The organism is Pseudomonas sp. SORT22, from assembly GCF_018417635.1.
Lineage (GTDB): Bacteria > Pseudomonadota > Gammaproteobacteria > Pseudomonadales > Pseudomonadaceae > Aquipseudomonas.
On the sequence record NZ_CP071007.1, the window covers coordinates 4376785 to 4392610 of the forward strand.

Below are 15826 nucleotides of genomic sequence, written 5' to 3' on the forward strand. Positions count from 1 at the left end.
GCCGTGAAAACTTCCGTACTGACCCTTGCTGTATTCATAGGCGTGGTGAGCGCCAACACCTTCGCCGCCACCACCGACTTGACTGTCACCGGCACCATCACTCCAGCCGCCTGTTCGCCAACCCTGGGCAATGGCGGCGTGATCGACTACGGCGCGGTGTCCCTGACCGATCTGGAGGGCGATTCGACCAATTACAGGCTGCCGGTCAAGACCCTGAGCCTTGCAATCAACTGCGACGCCGCAACCACTTTTGCCCTGATGACCCGCGACAATCGCCTCGACACCCTAGACCCACGGGAGTACACCTTCGGACTGGGCATGCACCAGGACCAAAGCATCGGCTCATACATGATGACCTGGGAGTTTGAAAACACTCTGGTCGATGGTGAACAAGGGTTCAATTTCTATTCAACCGATGGCGGCCAGTCCTGGGCCGGCATGGGAGACGACCGAGGAAGCCTGAGCAATGCCAGTCGAGCGCCGTTAACTCGAACCGGATTCAACTCAAGCTTAAGTCATCGCCTTGAACCTATCAGGAACGTCAACGTGATGATGGACGTCCAGGGTTTCATCAGGAAGAGCCTGGTAGTAAACGGCAGCATCCCCATCGACGGCAGCGCGACCATCGAAGTCGTCTACCTCTGACGGCTGCCCCCAAGGGGCGCGAACAAGGACCCCTCGCACCCCGGCCATGACCCACGGCCTGCGCACTCCCCCGCTACGAGTTTGCCGGATGCAGCTCACGGGGAGCTGCGCCCGACGCCGCACAAGAACCTTACAACCATGACTATTGCGTGCAAATCCTTTGCTGGCAGCCTGCTGCCTGCGATTTTCATCTGCACCCTACCCCTGATGCAGGCACACGCCGACGGTATGGTGCCCAGAACCTCGGTGGTGATCGTTGAGGAAGCCCGCGCCAATGGCAGCGACTTCGTGGTCACCAACACCGATCCGCATGCCGCCCTGCTGGCGGTGTTCATTGAAAACCCGAGCGAAGACACCGACAACCTGCTGGTGGTCCAGCCCACCGTGGCGCGGGTCGAAGCCGGCAAAGAACAACAGGTGATCTTCCACTATGTAGGCAAGGAACCGCTGCAGACCCAACGCCTGCGCCGGGTGATCTTCGAAGGCATCCGCGAAACCGCCCCGGGCGATCCCGGGGCCATGCGGGTCAACTTCGGCGTGCGCCAGAACCTGCCGGTGATCCTCCACCCCAAGGGCCTGGCACGCAACAGCGAACCGTGGAAAGGCCTGACCTGGCGCATCGACGGCAAGCAACTGCGGGTGGAGAACAACACCCCCTACGTGGTGCGCCTGGCCCAGGAGCTGAAACTGTTGCCCGGCCAGCACGCCCTGGACCTTGGCCGCACCTACCTGCTGGCCAATCAAACCATCACCCTCGACTTGCCTGATGCCGCCGCTGCGGCCAACACCGTGCGCTTTCAGCCGGCCACGGTCTATGGCTTTGCGGTCGATCCATACGAGGCACGCATCCTGTGAAGGTCATCAACAATGCCATTGGCAAACCGCGACCACGCGAGCAACTGATACTGGGCCTGTGCCTGACCCTGCTGGGACTTGAGACCTTCAAACCGGCGCGAGCCGCCAATGAAGCCAGCGCGCCCGGGCATAGCGTGTTCGACCAGGAGGTCCTGCGCCAGCGCGGTATCGACCCCAGGCTTGCTGCCCTGTTTGGCCGGCAAACCCGCTTCCCGCCAGGGCGTCAGCAGATCAACCTGAGCGTCAACGGCCGCGACAGGGGCACTACCCAGGCGCGCTTCAGCGAGGATGGCAGCCTGTGCGTCGATAATCCCTTGCTGGCCTTCGCCGGGCTGCGCCAACCCGCCGAGTGGTCCACCACCCTGGATGCCCAGGAGCAGCCTGCCGATCCGGACTGCCTGGCCCTGGCCACGGCCTTCCCCCAGGCTCAGGTCGAACTGCAGCCCGGTCAGCACCAGGTGCGACTGTTCGTACCGGACCAGGCGCTGCTGGACGAGCGGCAATTGTCCGACGACTACAGCCAGGGCGGCATTGCCGGGTTGTTGAACTACGACATTTTCAGCTCGTTCAACCGCTACGATGGCCAGTCCAGCCGCTATGCCGCGGCCAATACCGAACTGGGCCTGAACCTGGACAACTGGATCCTGCGCAGCCGCCAGGTGCACAGCCGCTTCGATGGCAAGATGCGCAGCGAAATGCTCGACACCTATGTGCAACGCAGCTTCGCCCAGCACCGCAGCCTGTTCCAGGCCGGCGAGATCAGCCTGGTCAACCCGGTGCTCAACGGCGCGCAGATCATTGGCGCGCAGCTCACGCCGGAGTATGGCCTGCTCTCGCAGCTGGATAACGCCAGCGTGCAGGGCATCGCCAACAGCCAGGCGCGGGTCGAGGTGCACCAGAACGGCGCCTTGCTGTACAGCACTGTGGTACAGCCCGGGCCCTTCACCCTCACCAACATCCCGCGCATCACCTCGCGTTCGGACCTGGAAGTGACGGTGATCGAAACCAATGGCGAGCAACGGCGCTTTCGCGTACCGGCCAGCCTCGCCGCCAGCGCCCGCCCGCAAAGTGGCTACAGCGTCGGCGCCGGCGTGGTGCGCAGCCATGGCCATGGCAGCGACGACCCGGCGGTGGTGAGCCTGGGCCAGAGCGGCGCGCTGGGCAATACCTCGGTCATCAGCAGCGGCCTGATCCTCGCCCAGGGCTATCGCAGCCTTGGCGCCAGCCTCGGCACCGCGCTCACGCCGCAGCTCAGCACCGAGGTGTTTGCCATCGGCGCGCAAGCCAGCAGCCTCGACCAGCAGGGCGCACAACTGGGCGGCCAGCTCAACTGGCAAATGCACGAGCAATGGAGCAGCCTGGTGGCCGCCAACCACCGCAGCCGCGGCTACCGCGAACTGCTCGACAGCACCTACCGCAACAATGATCAGTTCGCCTCCAGCTACCGCGACCAGTTCAGCACCAGCCTGCGCTGGGCCAGCCGCGCCCTGGGCAGCCTCAACCTGGGGTACACGCAAAGCACCTACTACGAGCACGACAGCACGCAACGGCTGTTTTTGTCCTGGGGCAACAGCTACGGCGGCGTCACATTCTCGGCGACGGTGGAAAAAGCCCTGGGCAGCAGCGACGGCTACAACGACGACGCCGTGTATTTCAGCGCCAGCATCCCCCTGGATGGTCGCCGGCGTCTGCGCAGCAGCGTGCGCCACAACGACAGCAGTACCACCAGCACGGTGGCTTACAACGAGCAGGTCAGTGACAGCCTTGGCTATCGCCTGGGTGCCGAACATCGTTCCGGCGATTCCAGCACCCTGGCCAGCGCCGGCCTTTCGGCATTACCTCGCTACACCCAGCTGGACCTGAACTACAGCGGCGACGGCGACAACAGCAACTACAACCTCGGCCTGCGCGGTGGCATAGCCGTGCATGGTGCCGGGATCACCCCCTCGCCCTACCCGATCCGCGATACCTTCGCGATCCTCTCGGTCACCGACACCCCCGGAGTCAAGGCCAGCACCCCGAGCGGCCCGGTGTGGACCGATCATGCCGGCAACGCGGTGGTGGCCTCGCTCACCGCCTATGGCAAAAGCCCGGTCGAGGTCGACACCCAGAGCCTGCCGACCCACATCAACGTCGACCAGGGCGCCGGCGTGCTGCGCGCCACTCGCGGCGCGGTGCCGCGCCTGAGTTTCCGCGCCTGGAGTGTCCGTCGGCTGCTGCTGACCCTGCTCGACAGCAGCGGCCAGCCATTGCCCAGCGGCGCGTCGGTGTTCGACGACCGTGGGCGCTTCATCAACCTGGTGCAACCGGGCGGGCTGGTGTTCATCGACAACAGCGCCGACATCGGCCACCTGATCATCAGCGACCACCAGGCCCGCGAATGCCGCGTCACCCTCGACCCGGATACCGGCGCCAGCAGCGACAGCTACTACACCCAGGCTCAACGCACCTGCAGTTGACCCCCCTTCGCGACGACATGACGCCAGACGGCAGCTACACCTTGTGTCGCCCTTCCATACACCGCTTTGGTGAGGATGCGTCAAATCATGAACACCCGGTACAAACCCCAGCTTGCAATGCTCCTGCTCTTCGGCCTGCCGCTGACAGCCTTCGCCAATGAATGCCGATTACAGATCACCCCGACGCCGCTGGACTATGGCACCCTCGACCGCAGCCGCCTGCAGCCCGGCAGCCCAGGCCTGGCACTGCCGGAGAAATCCGCGCAGTTGGCCCTGAGCTGCAGCGAAAGCACCGACCTGAGTGTGTTCTATACAGCCAATGCCCTGGACGGCGAGCGCTTCGAACTCGCCGCTGGCGGGCACTACCGAATACGTGCCGCCGATGCCGTGGTCGACGGCGAACGCGTTGACCTGGCCCGGATCGAACAAACCGGCGCCGTGCCGGGCCCGGCCAGCGCCTCGCTGGGCTGGCAGCCGCGTAGCGGCATGGTCCCGGTCCGGGCCGGCAAAGCCGTGCAAGGCCGCAGCCTGAATCTGACCCTGGTGTTCGAAGCCGAGCTGTCTGCCAAGGCTTTCGAAGTGCGCGAGTCGACCTCATTGCGCAGCAGCGGGCAGTTCGCTGCCCCGGCCTCCGGCAGCACTGCCGAACTGGCTCTGCAATGGCAGATCCAGCCAGCGGCCTGCACGCCATTGCTGTCCCAGGGCGGGGTGGTGGACTACGGCAAGATCAGCCTGCAGAGCCTTAACAGCGACAAGCGCACGCGCCTGCCCACGCGCCAGCTGAACCTGTCGATCCAGTGCGACAGCCCGGCGCGCTATGCCCTGCTGATGCAGGACAACCGCGACGGCACGGCGGTGGTCGATTCGCTGAATTTCTACGGTTTGGGCCGCGATGCCAGCGAGAACAAAATCGGCCTGTACGAGGTGCAGATCGACCCGTTGCACATCAGCGCCGACCAGTTGCCGGCGGTGTACCTCACCCAGTCGACCCGCGGCACCGGCTGGAGCACCGCAGGCAGCACCAGCAAAGCGCTGACCACCACCACCCTGCTCGGCTTCAATGATGTCGAGAACAACAGCAACGGCCCGATCGCCATCCGCCACTTGAGCACGCCAATCAACATCATGCCGGTGATCGCCGCCACCAGCGAGCTGGACAACCGCCAGGACATCCACCTCGACGGCTCGGCGACGATCGAGATCATCTACCTGTAAACGAAAACGCCCCGGATAACCGGGGCGTTTTTTCAACCGTGCGAATCAGCGCTTGAGCGAGGCCGGGGTAGCCGCTGCCGCCGCTTTGCTGCGGTTGGTTTTCAGGCTGTAGCAGACCACCATCACCAGCAGCCAGACCGGGATCGCGTAGACCGAGATCTGGATGCCCGGGATCTGCAGCATGATGCCCAGGATCAGCACCACGAAGGCCAGGCAGATGTAGTTGCCATAGGGGTACCACAGCGCCTTGAACAGCGGAGTCTGGCCGGTCTTGTTCAGGTGCTGGCGGAACTTCAGGTGCGAGTAGCTGATCATCGCCCAGTTGATCACCAGGGCGGCCACTACCAGCGACATCAGCAGCTCCAGCGCGTGCTGCGGGATGAAGTAGTTGAGCAGCACTGCAACCAGAGTCACCGCTGCCGAAGCCAGGATCGAACGCACCGGCACACCGCGCTTGTCGATTTTCGCCAGGCCCGCCGGGGCATCGCCCTGTTCGGCCATGCCGTAGAGCATACGGGCGTTGCAGTAGGTACCGCTGTTGTACACCGACAGCGCCGCGGTCAGCACCACGAAGTTGAGGATGTGCGCAGCAACATCACTGCCCAGCAGCGAGAACACTTGCACGAACGGGCTGGCGCCGTAGGTTCCACCGGCGGCATCGAGGCTGGTGACCAGGCTGTCCCATGGGGTCAGCGACAGCAGCACGACCAGGGCACCGATGTAGAAAATCAGGATGCGGTAGATCACCTGGTTGATCGCTTTGGGGATCACAGTCTTCGGCTTGTCGGCTTCAGCGGCGGTGAAACCGAGCATTTCCAGGCCGCCGAAGGAGAACATGATGATCGCCAGGGCCATAACCAGGCCGCTGACGCCATTGGGGAAGAAGCCGCCGTGTTCCCACAGGTTGCTCACCGAAGCTTGCGGGCCGCCGCTACCGCTGGCCAGCATCCAGCTGCCCAGGGCGATCATGCCGACAATGGCCAGGACCTTGATGATCGCGAACCAGAACTCGGCCTCGCCGAACACCTTGACGTTGGCCAGGTTGATCGCGTTGATGAGGATGAAGAAAGCAGCCGCCGAGGCCCAGGTCGGGATCTCCGGCCACCAGTAGTGCACGTACTTGCCGACGGCGGTGAGCTCCGACATGCCCACCAGGATGTACAGCACCCAGCAGTTCCAGCCCGACAGGAAGCCGGCAAAACCGCCCCAGTATTTGTGCGCGAAGTGACTGAAGGAGCCGGCTACCGGCTCTTCGACGATCATCTCGCCGAGCTGGCGCATGATCATGAAGGCAATGAAGCCACAGATCGCATAGCCGAGGATCATCGACGGGCCCGCCGACTTCATCACCCCGGCCGAACCCAGGAACAGCCCGGTACCGATTGCACCGCCCAGGGCGATCAACTGGATATGGCGATTTTTCAGGCCGCGTTTCAGCTCGCCTGAATGCGTGTTTTGTCCACTCATGAACGAAGTCACCTGCTTGTTTTTATCTGTGACGGAATCGGACCCACCGCGCTCGTGGCGCAGCGGAATTAACAAGGTGATTACCTTGAGGATCTTGGCCAACTGCTGCCCGTCCAGGGCATAAGCCGTGGGCGAATCAGCCGGGTGTCAGCAAGAGTGCGCGGTACGCATTGGGGTCACAGTTAAAACGCGGCGCATTGTATACCCCTACAGACGCGCAGGGGTCAACACGTTGCGTGACTGTCTGACGACAAAACGCACCGGTCCTGAGGAAGGGTTCTAGCCTGGGGAGGTAATCGGCGTACATGGCGCCTCCATTTGTTCTTATTGAATGCCCGGCTCTCCGGCCCGGCTTTGCACACGGCAATGGCGCCTATCTCACCGCTCCCGGGGCCTGCGAACAAGCTGTTGACGGGCAGGTAAAGCGCCCTGGCCCGGGGCTTTCGGCAAGTTCTGTTTACACCCATAGAAATCTCCAGCCAGGGCCCGTGTACCGGCTGACATTTGTAACGATTTATTTACACGATGGTGTAAAAACTTTCCACGGCTTACGGAAGTGTCTGTAAGACAAGGAAATTTGCGCAAAAAAAAAGCCAACCCGAAGGTTGGCTTGTTTAACCGGCCCGACTTACGGGCGCGGTTTGTTGCGGGTGCTGCCCGGACGCTTGGGCGCCGGCTTGCCGCGCTTGTTCATGTCGCTTGGGCGCTCGGCCACGGTGCTGCTGCCACGGCCGCTGTCCTTGCGCGGCGCTTCACCACGCGGCTGACGGGCTGGACGCTCGTCGCCACGGGGCTGGCGAACCGGACGCTCGGCTTCACCACGAGGCTGGCGCGCAGGGCGCTCGCCGGTTGCAGCGCCATCCTGGGCCGGACGCAGGGTGCGCACGCGCTCGCCACGGCCCAGCGGACGGGTGGACTTGCGCTGCAGGCGCTCGAGCTTGTCCTTGCTCTTGTGGTTCAGGGCCGGCATGGCCACTGGGGTCAGGCCCACTTCGGCGGCAAGAATGTCGACTTCCTGCTGGCTCATTTCGCGCCAGCGGCCCATCGGCAGGTCGGAGTTGAGGAACACCGGGCCGAAACGCACGCGCTTCAGACGGCTGACCACCAGGCCCTGGGATTCCCACAGGCGGCGTACTTCACGGTTGCGACCTTCCATCACCACGCAGTGGTACCAGTGGTTGAAGCCTTCACCGCCAGGGGCTTCCTGGATGTCGGTGAAACGCGCCGGGCCGTCTTCGAGCACGACACCGGCCTTGAGGCGGGCAATCATGTCTTCGTCGACTTCACCACGCACACGCACGGCATACTCACGGTCCATTTCGTAGGACGGGTGCATCAGGCGGTTGGCCAGCTCACCGTCGGTGGTGAACATCAGCAGGCCGGTGGTGTTGATGTCGAGGCGACCGATGTTGATCCAGCGGCCTTCTTTCGGCCGTGGCAGGCGGTCGAACACGGTCGGACGGCCTTCCGGGTCGTCACGGGTGCAGATCTCACCGTCGGGTTTGTTGTACATGATCACCCGGCGCACGGTTTCGGCAGCTTCTTCGCGCTTGATCACGCGGCCGTCGACCGAGATCGCATCGTGCAGGTCGACGCGCTGGCCAAGGGTGGCATTGACGCCATTGACCTTGATCCGGCCCTGGCTGATCCAGGCCTCGACGTCGCGGCGCGAGCCCACGCCGATACGGGCGAGAACTTTTTGCAGTTTCTCGCCTGATGGCGGCAATGGCTGGGTTTCTTGCAGGTCTTTTTCACTCATGCTGGGCACCTCCCGGTGTATTTACGAAAATCTGGTATGGCGAACAAGCGCCAAAAAGGGTCGCGAATCATACGCTGATCGCGACGTGAACGCACCTGAGACTAGCCGAAATTGCAAAAGTTGCCGGGTCTATCCGCCCGAAGGCCAGGGTTACTGATGCGGCGTCTGCGGTTCGGTTGCCAACGGCTCGTCGTCCAGATCCACCTGGGTGTCGTCGACCAGGTCATCGAAATCGGTCTTGAGCCCTTCTTCCATGGCGTCCAGTTCGGTCAACAGGCTGCGGAAGCTGGTTTCTTCCTGGGGCTCTTGCGGCTCGGCACTGGCATCGGCCAGGGCCTGCAGGTGCGCCGGTACCGGGGCATCGTCCAGTTCCAGTACCGGTTCGGGCTCAGGCTCCATCTCGCGCAACTCGGCCAGCGGCGGCAGGTCATCGAGGTTCTTCAGGTTGAAGTGGTCGAGAAAGGCCTTGGTGGTGGCGAACATCGCCGGTTTACCCGGCACTTCACGGTAGCCGACGATGCGGATCCACTCGCGCTCGAGCAGGGTCTTGATGATGTTGGTGTTGACCGCCACACCGCGCACGTCCTCGATCTCGCCGCGGGTGATGGGCTGGCGGTAGGCGATCAGCGCCATGGTCTCCAGCAGGGCCCGGGAGTAGCGCTGCGGGCGCTCTTCCCACAGCCGGCCGACCCAGGGTGCGTAGTCTTCGCGGATCTGCAGGCGGTAACCCGAGGCCACCTCCTTGAGCTCGAAGGCGCGGCCATTGCAGGACTTGCGCAGCACCTCCAGGGCTTTCTTGAACACCGCAGGTTCCGGGCGCTCGGCTTCCTCGAACAATTCGTACAGGCGCTCAAGGGATTGCGGTTTGCCCGAGGCCAGCAAAAAGGCCTCGAGCAGGGGCGCCAGGTCGCGCGGTTCGTTCAGGTTCATGGGCTTGCTCAGTTGTTACTCGGCGCGGGCGCGGACATGGATCGGCGCAAAGGGCTCATTTTGCACCAGTTCGATCAAGGATTCCTTGACCAGTTCGAGAATCGCCATGAAGGTCACCACCACCCCGAGCTTGCCCTCCTCGGCGCTGAACAGCTCGACGAAGGGCACGAAGCCGCCGCCCCTGAGGCGCTCAAGCACTTCGCTCATGCGCTCGCGGGTCGACAACGCCTCACGGCTGACCTGGTGGCTTTCGAACAGATCACCCCGGCGCAGCACCTCGGCCATCGACACCAGCAGCTCTTCCAGGCTGACCTCGGGCAACAGCTTGCGCACCTTGGCCTGCGGCGCGTCCAGGCGCGGCACGATGACCTCGCGGCCGACCCGGCTAAGGCCGTCGATGCCTTCGGCGGCGGCCTTGAAGCGCTCGTACTCCTGCAGGCGGCGGATCAGTTCGGCACGCGGGTCGGCCTCTTCTTCCTCGACCTCGGCCGAACGCGGCAGCAGCATCCGTGACTTGATCTCGGCGAGCATCGCCGCCATCACCAGGTACTCGGCGGCCAGCTCAAGGCGCACGGTCTTCATCAGCTCGACGTAGCCCATGTACTGGCGGGTGATTTCCGCCACCGGGATGTCGAGGATGTCGACGTTCTGCTTGCGAATCAGGTACAGCAGTAAATCCAGAGGCCCTTCGAAGGCCTCCAGAAACACTTCCAGGGCATCCGGCGGAATGTACAGGTCCACCGGCATCTCGGTCATGGCTTCGCCATACACCAGCACCAGCGGCAGTTCCTGCTGGGCGCCTGCTTGCGGGTCGATACTGGCTTCGGGGGTAGTCGCCTGGCTCACGCTTCGACCATGAACGGCGCAGGGTCGCCGCAACCGACGCGGATCACTTCCGGCTCATCGCCCGCCAGGTTGATCACGGTCGAGGCTTTCAGGTCACCAAAGCCGCCATCGACGATCAGGTCGACATGATGCTCCAAGGCCTGGCGAATCTCGTAGGGGTCAGTCATCGGCTGGTCTTCGCCGGGCATGATCAGGCTGACGCTCATCAGCGGCTCGCCGAGCTCTTCGAGCAGGGCCAGGGCAATCGGGTTGGACGGCACGCGCAGGCCGATGGTGCGGCGCTTTTCGTGCAGCAGCAGGCGCGGCACTTCGCGGGTGGCGTTGAGGATGAAGGTGTACGGCCCCGGTACATGGGCCTTGAGCAAGCGAAAGGTGGCGGTGTCGATCTTGGCGAACAGGCCCATTTGCGACAGGTCGCAGCAGATCAGGGTGAAGTTGTGGTTCTTGTCCAGCTGACGCAGGCGGCGAACCCGTTCAACCGCGTTCTTGTCGCCGATCTGGCAACCCATGGCGTAGGAGGAGTCGGTGGGATAAACCACCACGCCGCCCTTGCGGATGATTTCGACGGCCTGTTTGATCAGGCGCGGTTGCGGGTTTTCCGCATGAATCTGGAAAAACTGACTCACGTTCTCTTCCTGTTCAGACTGCCGCGATAGGCTGCTCATGTTTGAATCGGCGCCACAGTGGTGGCAGGTCCTCTGGCAATGGCCGGTAGACACCGATCTCGCCCCAGGTGCCAGGGCCATGGAAATCACTGCCGGCACTGGCCAGCAGACCGAATTCACGGGCCAGGATCGACAGAGTGCCTACCTGTTCGGCCGGCATCATGCCGTTGACCACTTCCAGCGCCTGCCCGCCTGCTTGAATATAGTCGGCAATCAGCCGGCGGCGCTTGCTGCGGGTTAAATCGTAGTGCATCGGGTGGGCCAGGCTGACCCAGGCATCGGACTGGCGCAACGTCTCGACGGTCTCCTCCAGGGTTGGCCAGTGCAGCTTCACGTCGCCCAGCTTGCCGGCCCCCAGCCACTTGCGAAACGCCTCGGCGCGGTCTTTTACATAGCCTGCGCGCACCAGGTACTCGGCAAAATGCGGGCGCGCCGGGGCATTGCCGCTGTCGCCCAGTTCCTGCTGGATGGCCCGCGCGCCGTCGAGCGCGCCCTTCATGCCCTTGAGTGCCAACCGTCGGTCGATTTCTTCCGAACGCAACCAGCGACCACGGTGCAACGACTCGACAGCGGCCTGCAACGGCGCGGCGTCGAGGGGGAAGTTGTAGCCCAGCACGTGAATGGTCGCCCCACCCCAGGTGCACGACAGCTCGATGCCGCTGACCCAGTGCATGTCCAGGGCCTGGGTGGCGGCGCGGGCTTCGAGCTGGCCTTCGAGGGTGTCATGGTCGGTCAGCGAGAGCATCCGCACGCCGTGCTCATGGGCCCGGGCGACCAGAACCGTTGGCGACAAGGCGCCGTCGGAGGCCGTACTGTGGCAGTGCAGATCAACATTCATAGGTGGCGCTTTCGCTGTCATTGATGTTTGTTATTATGCCGTCACATCCTGCTTCTGGCTGCCACTGTGAAACAATTCATCGATTTCATCCCGCTGCTCCTGTTCTTCATCGTCTACAAGCTTGAACCGCGCGCCGTCGAATTTGCCGGGCACACCTTCGAACTGGGCGGCATCTACAGCGCCACGGCGATGCTGATCATCAGCTCGCTGGTGGTCTACGGCGCCCTGTTCCTTCGCCAGCGCAAGCTGGAGAAAGGCCAGTGGCTGACGCTGGTCGCCTGCCTGGTGTTCGGCGGCCTGACCCTGGCCTTCCACAGCGAAACCTTCCTCAAATGGAAGGCGCCGGTGGTCAACTGGCTGTTCGCCCTGGCCTTCACCGGCAGCCACTTCATCGGCGACCGGGTGCTGATCAAGCGCATTATGGGCCACGCCCTGACCCTGCCGGAGCCGGTATGGACGCGCCTGAACATCGCCTGGATCGGCTTTTTCCTGTTCTGTGGCGCGGCCAATCTGTTCGTTGCCTTCACCTTCCAGAGCTTCTGGGTCGACTTCAAGGTGTTCGGCAGCCTGGGCATGACCGTGCTGTTCCTGGTGGCCCAGGGTGTCTACCTGTCCCGCCACCTGCACGACAGCGACCCGAGCACTCCGCCTTCCACTCCCAAGCACGAGGAATGACATGCTTTACGCCATCATTGCCACAGACGTAGCCGATTCGCTGGAACAACGCCTGGCCGCGCGCCCGGCGCATATCGAACGCCTGCAGCAGCTCAAGGAGCAAGGCCGCGTGGTACTGGCCGGCCCGCACCCGGCCGTTGACAGCAACGACCCGGGCGCCGCCGGGTTCACCGGCAGCCTGATCGTCGCCGAATTCGACTCGCTCAGCGCCGCCCAGGCCTGGGCCGACGCCGATCCGTACATTGCCGCCGGCGTCTACGCCAACGTCATCGTCAAGCCGTTCAAGCAAGTCCTGCCGTAATGCCGCAGGGCGGTGGCCAAGCCGGCGCACCGCCCCTTGCAGCTTTCTCTTGGCAAATGCTCATTATTCTCGCCCGATGGCCGACAACCTCCTGAACCATCCAATGGAATCAGGAGTTCCGATGCGTCAAGGTCCGTTGTCCCTGCTGCTGTGCCTGTTGCTGCTGACCCCATTGGCCCAGGCTGAAGAGCCCAGCGGCTCCAGCACCCCGCTGTCGCTCAGTGCCGGCAGCCAGATCACCGAGCTGCAACAGCGCCTCAAAGAAAGCGAGCGCCTGCGCGAAACCCTGGTCCAGCAACTACACAACGCCGACAGCGAACGTGAAAGCGCCCAGCTCACCCGTCTGCGCCAGGAAAACCAGAAACTGAAGCTGGCACTCAAGGAATTGCAGGCCAGCGCCGCGCCGAAACTCATCACCGAGCAGCAACAATGGTTCCTGATTGGTGGCGCAGTTGCCCTGTTTGCAGCACTCTGCGGTATCTTTGCCAGTGGCGGACACAGAAAGCGTCGGCAATGGTTGAATTGAGTGAGTCATGAGCGAGCTGTTACTGATTGATGATGACCAGGAACTCTGCGAGCTGCTCGGCAGCTGGCTGACCCAGGAAGGTTTCGTGGTACGTGCCTGCCACGATGGCCACAGCGCCCGCAAAGCGCTGGCCGAACAGGCGCCGGCCGCCGTCGTGCTGGACGTGATGCTGCCCGACGGCAGCGGTCTTGAGCTGCTCAAACAGCTGCGCAGCGAACACGCCGAACTGCCGGTGCTGATGCTCTCGGCCCGTGGTGAGCCGCTGGACCGGATTCTCGGCCTGGAGCTGGGCGCCGACGACTACCTGGCCAAACCTTGCGACCCGCGTGAACTCACCGCCCGCCTGCGCGCCGTGCTGCGCCGCAGCCACCCCAACGCGACGCCGAGCCAGGTGGAAATCGGCGACCTGTGCTTCAGCCCGGCCCGCGGCGTGGTCAGCATCGACGAGCAAGAGCTGGCCCTGACCCTCTCCGAGAGCCGCATCCTCGAAGCCCTGCTGCGCCAGCCCGGCGAGCCGCTGGACAAGCAGGAACTGGCGCAGATCGCCCTGGGCCGCAAGCTGACCCTGTACGACCGCAGCCTGGACATGCACGTCAGCAACCTGCGCAAGAAGATCGGCCCGCACGCCGATGGCCGCCCGCGCATCGTCGCCCTGCGCAGCCGCGGCTACTACTACAGCCTGTAATGTCAGCACGGCGCGCAGGCATCTTTACCCAAGCTTTACCCTTGCCTGACCGCCGCTGACCTTGATCTCCCTAGACTGGGCACATCCGGTAACGACCGGCCTCAGAAAGGAGAGTCACCATGCGCAAGACCCTTATCGCCCTGATGTTCGCCGCTGCTCTGCCCACCGTTGCCATGGCCATGCCAGATGCCGGCGGCCCGCGCCACGGCGAGCACCACCGCGGTGGAGCGCCTTTCGCCCAGCTGGACCTGAGCCGCGAACAGCGCCAGCAGATCGGCAAGCTGATGGGCGAGCAGATGAAAAGCCGTCAGGAAATCACCCAGCGCTACCTGGAAAAACTCCCGGCCGCTGACCAGAAGGCCCTGAAAGACGAGCTCAAGGCCAAGAAGGACAAGACCCAGGCCGAGATTCGCGCCCTGCTCAAACCCGAACAGCAAAAACAGTTCGACGAAATGAAGAAAAAGCAGGATGAACGCCGCGCCGAATGGGCCGAGTTCAAAGCCTGGAAAGCTGAAAAAGCCAACAAGGCCCAGTAAGCTGTCAGCCACCCGCCCGGCCTGCCCCAGCAGGCCGGGCTTTTTCCGTTAGAGGTGCCTCTTTTGCGTTCATTGTTCTGGCGCATCCTGGCCAGTTTCTGGCTAGCCATCGCCCTGGTTGCCGGGCTGTCGATCCTGCTCGGGCACATGCTGAACCAGGACGCCTGGATTCTCAGCCGCCACCCGGGCCTCAATACCCTGGCCAAGAACTGGACCCAGCGCTATGAACAGCAAGGGCCGGAATACGCCCAGCATTACCTCGAACACCGCAAGCGCCGCTACAACATCGATGTGCAAGTGCTCAACGACAGTGGCGACGCCGTCGTGCCCGGCACCTTCCCGCGCCGCGCCGCCGCCTTCGAGGCGCGCCGCCACAACGACGACCGGCGCCTGCCGTGGCGCCGCCTGACCGAGGAATACACCAGCCCCGACAGCGGCGAGACCTACCTGCTGATCTATCGCATCCCGCACCCGGAACTGGATGCCTGGCACCGCGACAGCCTGCTCTGGCCGTTGAGCGCCCTAGGCATCGCCCTGGTGGTGCTGACCCTGTTCAGCCTGCTGGTGACCCTGTCGATCACCCGCCCGCTGAGCCGCTTGCGCGGCGCCGTGCATGACCTGGGGCAAACTACCTACCAGCAGAACAGCCTGGCGCGCCTGGCCAACCGCCGTGACGAGTTCGGCGTACTGGCCAACGACTTCAACCGCATGGGTGCGCGGCTGCAGAGCCTGATCGGCAGCCAGCGCCAGCTATTGCGTGACGTTTCCCATGAACTGCGCTCGCCGCTGGCACGCCTGCGTATCGCCCTGGCCCTGGCCGAACGCGCCGAACCCGAGCAGCGCCAGGCCCTGTGGCCGCGCCTGACCCGCGAATGCGACCGCCTCGAAGCGCTGATCAGTGAGATCCTGGTGCTGGCCCGGGTCGATGCCGAACAGGCACGGGCCGAACCGGTGGACCTTGATGCCCTGCTGGCCGCCGTGCACAAGGACGCGCAACTGGGCGCGCCGGAGCAGGAGATCCTCCTGCAGCATGAACCCGGGCTCAACCTGCAAGGCTGGCCGACGCTGCTGGAACGGGCGCTGGATAACCTGCTGCGCAATGCCGTGCGCTTCAACCCGGCCGGGCAGCCGATTGAAATCACCGGGGTGCGCGAAAGCGACAAGATTGTGCTGAGTGTGCGTGACCATGGCCCGGGAGTGGCCGCAGAGCACCTGGCGCAGCTGGGCGAGCCGTTCTACCGGGCGCCCGGGCAGAGTGCCGCAGGCCATGGCCTGGGGTTGGCCATTGCGCGCAAGGCGGCGGAGCGCCATGGCGGCAGCTTGAGCCTGGGCAATCATCCCCAGGGCGGGTTTGTTGCCACGCTAGAGTTGCCACTGGCAAGGCCTGACTCAATATAGCTTCGCGGGGCAAGCCCGCTCCTACA

15 protein-coding genes and 1 pseudogene are annotated in these 15826 nt (G+C 63.8%); 10 read left to right on the plus strand and 6 right to left on the minus strand.

Going from position 1 to position 15826, the window contains the following annotated elements; genetic code table 11:
- Positions 1-3: 3 nt before the first annotated feature.
- The 4 genes from JYG36_RS20000 (at position 4) to JYG36_RS20015 (ending at position 5174) form a co-directional block, all read left to right on the plus strand.
- Positions 4-645, plus strand: coding sequence for a DUF1120 domain-containing protein (locus JYG36_RS20000; protein WP_249744370.1), 642 nt, complete (start codon positions 4-6; stop codon positions 643-645).
- A 138-nt stretch (positions 646-783) separates the two neighbouring features.
- Positions 784-1500 (plus strand): fimbria/pilus chaperone family protein, encoded by a 717-nt coding sequence (locus JYG36_RS20005; RefSeq protein ID WP_213602082.1) that lies wholly within the window; start codon positions 784-786, stop codon positions 1498-1500.
- Complete coding sequence (locus JYG36_RS20010; RefSeq protein ID WP_213602084.1) at positions 1497-3959, plus strand: fimbria/pilus outer membrane usher protein; 2463 nt, start codon at positions 1497-1499, stop codon at positions 3957-3959. Before JYG36_RS20005 ends, JYG36_RS20010 begins: the two co-directional genes overlap by 4 nt.
- Positions 3960-4046: 87 nt before the next feature.
- Positions 4047-5174 (plus strand): DUF1120 domain-containing protein, encoded by a 1128-nt coding sequence (locus JYG36_RS20015; RefSeq protein ID WP_176794288.1) that lies wholly within the window; start codon positions 4047-4049, stop codon positions 5172-5174.
- 45 nt (positions 5175-5219) lie between these two features.
- Here JYG36_RS20015 and JYG36_RS20020 read toward each other — a convergent pair whose 3' ends face one another.
- The 6 genes and pseudogenes from JYG36_RS20020 to JYG36_RS20045 all read right to left on the minus strand — a co-directional run bounded on the left by JYG36_RS20020 (position 5220) and on the right by JYG36_RS20045 (position 11679).
- Complete coding sequence (locus JYG36_RS20020) at positions 5220-6641, minus strand: amino acid permease (RefSeq protein ID WP_045200547.1); 1422 nt, start codon at positions 6639-6641, stop codon at positions 5220-5222.
- Positions 6642-7269: 628 nt separating this feature from the next.
- Positions 7270-8400, minus strand: coding sequence for a 23S rRNA pseudouridine(2605) synthase RluB (rluB, locus tag JYG36_RS20025; RefSeq protein WP_045200126.1), 1131 nt, complete (start codon positions 8398-8400; stop codon positions 7270-7272).
- A 171-nt stretch (positions 8401-8571) separates the two neighbouring features.
- Positions 8572-9330 (minus strand): annotated as a pseudogene (scpB, locus tag JYG36_RS20030) (SMC-Scp complex subunit ScpB); the annotation flags it as partial.
- A 15-nt stretch (positions 9331-9345) separates the two neighbouring features.
- On the minus strand, positions 9346-10176 hold the full coding sequence (locus JYG36_RS20035; RefSeq protein ID WP_502937477.1) for a segregation and condensation protein A: 831 nt from the start codon (positions 10174-10176) through the stop codon (positions 9346-9348).
- Positions 10173-10802, minus strand: a complete 630-nt coding sequence (locus JYG36_RS20040; RefSeq protein WP_045200120.1) for an L-threonylcarbamoyladenylate synthase — start codon at positions 10800-10802, stop codon at positions 10173-10175. The genes JYG36_RS20035 and JYG36_RS20040 overlap by 4 nt, the downstream gene beginning before the upstream one ends.
- A gap of 13 nt (positions 10803-10815) precedes the next feature.
- Entirely contained in the window at positions 10816-11679 is an 864-nt protein-coding gene (locus JYG36_RS20045) for a PHP domain-containing protein (RefSeq protein WP_045200118.1), read from the minus strand.
- A 66-nt stretch (positions 11680-11745) separates the two neighbouring features.
- On the opposite strand from JYG36_RS20045, the gene JYG36_RS20050 reads away from it, so the two are divergent.
- The 6 genes from JYG36_RS20050 to JYG36_RS20075 all read left to right on the plus strand — a co-directional run bounded on the left by JYG36_RS20050 (position 11746) and on the right by JYG36_RS20075 (position 15800).
- On the plus strand, positions 11746-12354 hold the full coding sequence (locus JYG36_RS20050) for a septation protein A (RefSeq protein ID WP_195883338.1): 609 nt from the start codon (positions 11746-11748) through the stop codon (positions 12352-12354).
- Between the two features lies 1 nt (position 12355).
- Positions 12356-12655, plus strand: a complete 300-nt coding sequence (locus JYG36_RS20055; RefSeq protein ID WP_093385819.1) for a YciI family protein — start codon at positions 12356-12358, stop codon at positions 12653-12655.
- A gap of 121 nt (positions 12656-12776) precedes the next feature.
- On the plus strand, positions 12777-13181 hold the full coding sequence (locus tag JYG36_RS20060) for an SH3 domain-containing protein (RefSeq protein WP_045200111.1): 405 nt from the start codon (positions 12777-12779) through the stop codon (positions 13179-13181).
- A 7-nt stretch (positions 13182-13188) separates the two neighbouring features.
- Entirely contained in the window at positions 13189-13866 is a 678-nt protein-coding gene (locus JYG36_RS20065; RefSeq protein ID WP_045200109.1) for a response regulator transcription factor, read from the plus strand.
- Positions 13867-13985: 119 nt separating this feature from the next.
- Positions 13986-14402, plus strand: coding sequence for a Spy/CpxP family protein refolding chaperone (locus JYG36_RS20070; protein ID WP_045200107.1), 417 nt, complete (start codon positions 13986-13988; stop codon positions 14400-14402).
- A 63-nt stretch (positions 14403-14465) separates the two neighbouring features.
- Positions 14466-15800, plus strand: coding sequence for a sensor histidine kinase (locus tag JYG36_RS20075; RefSeq protein WP_045200105.1), 1335 nt, complete (start codon positions 14466-14468; stop codon positions 15798-15800).
- The last annotated feature ends 26 nt before the right edge of the window (positions 15801-15826 follow it).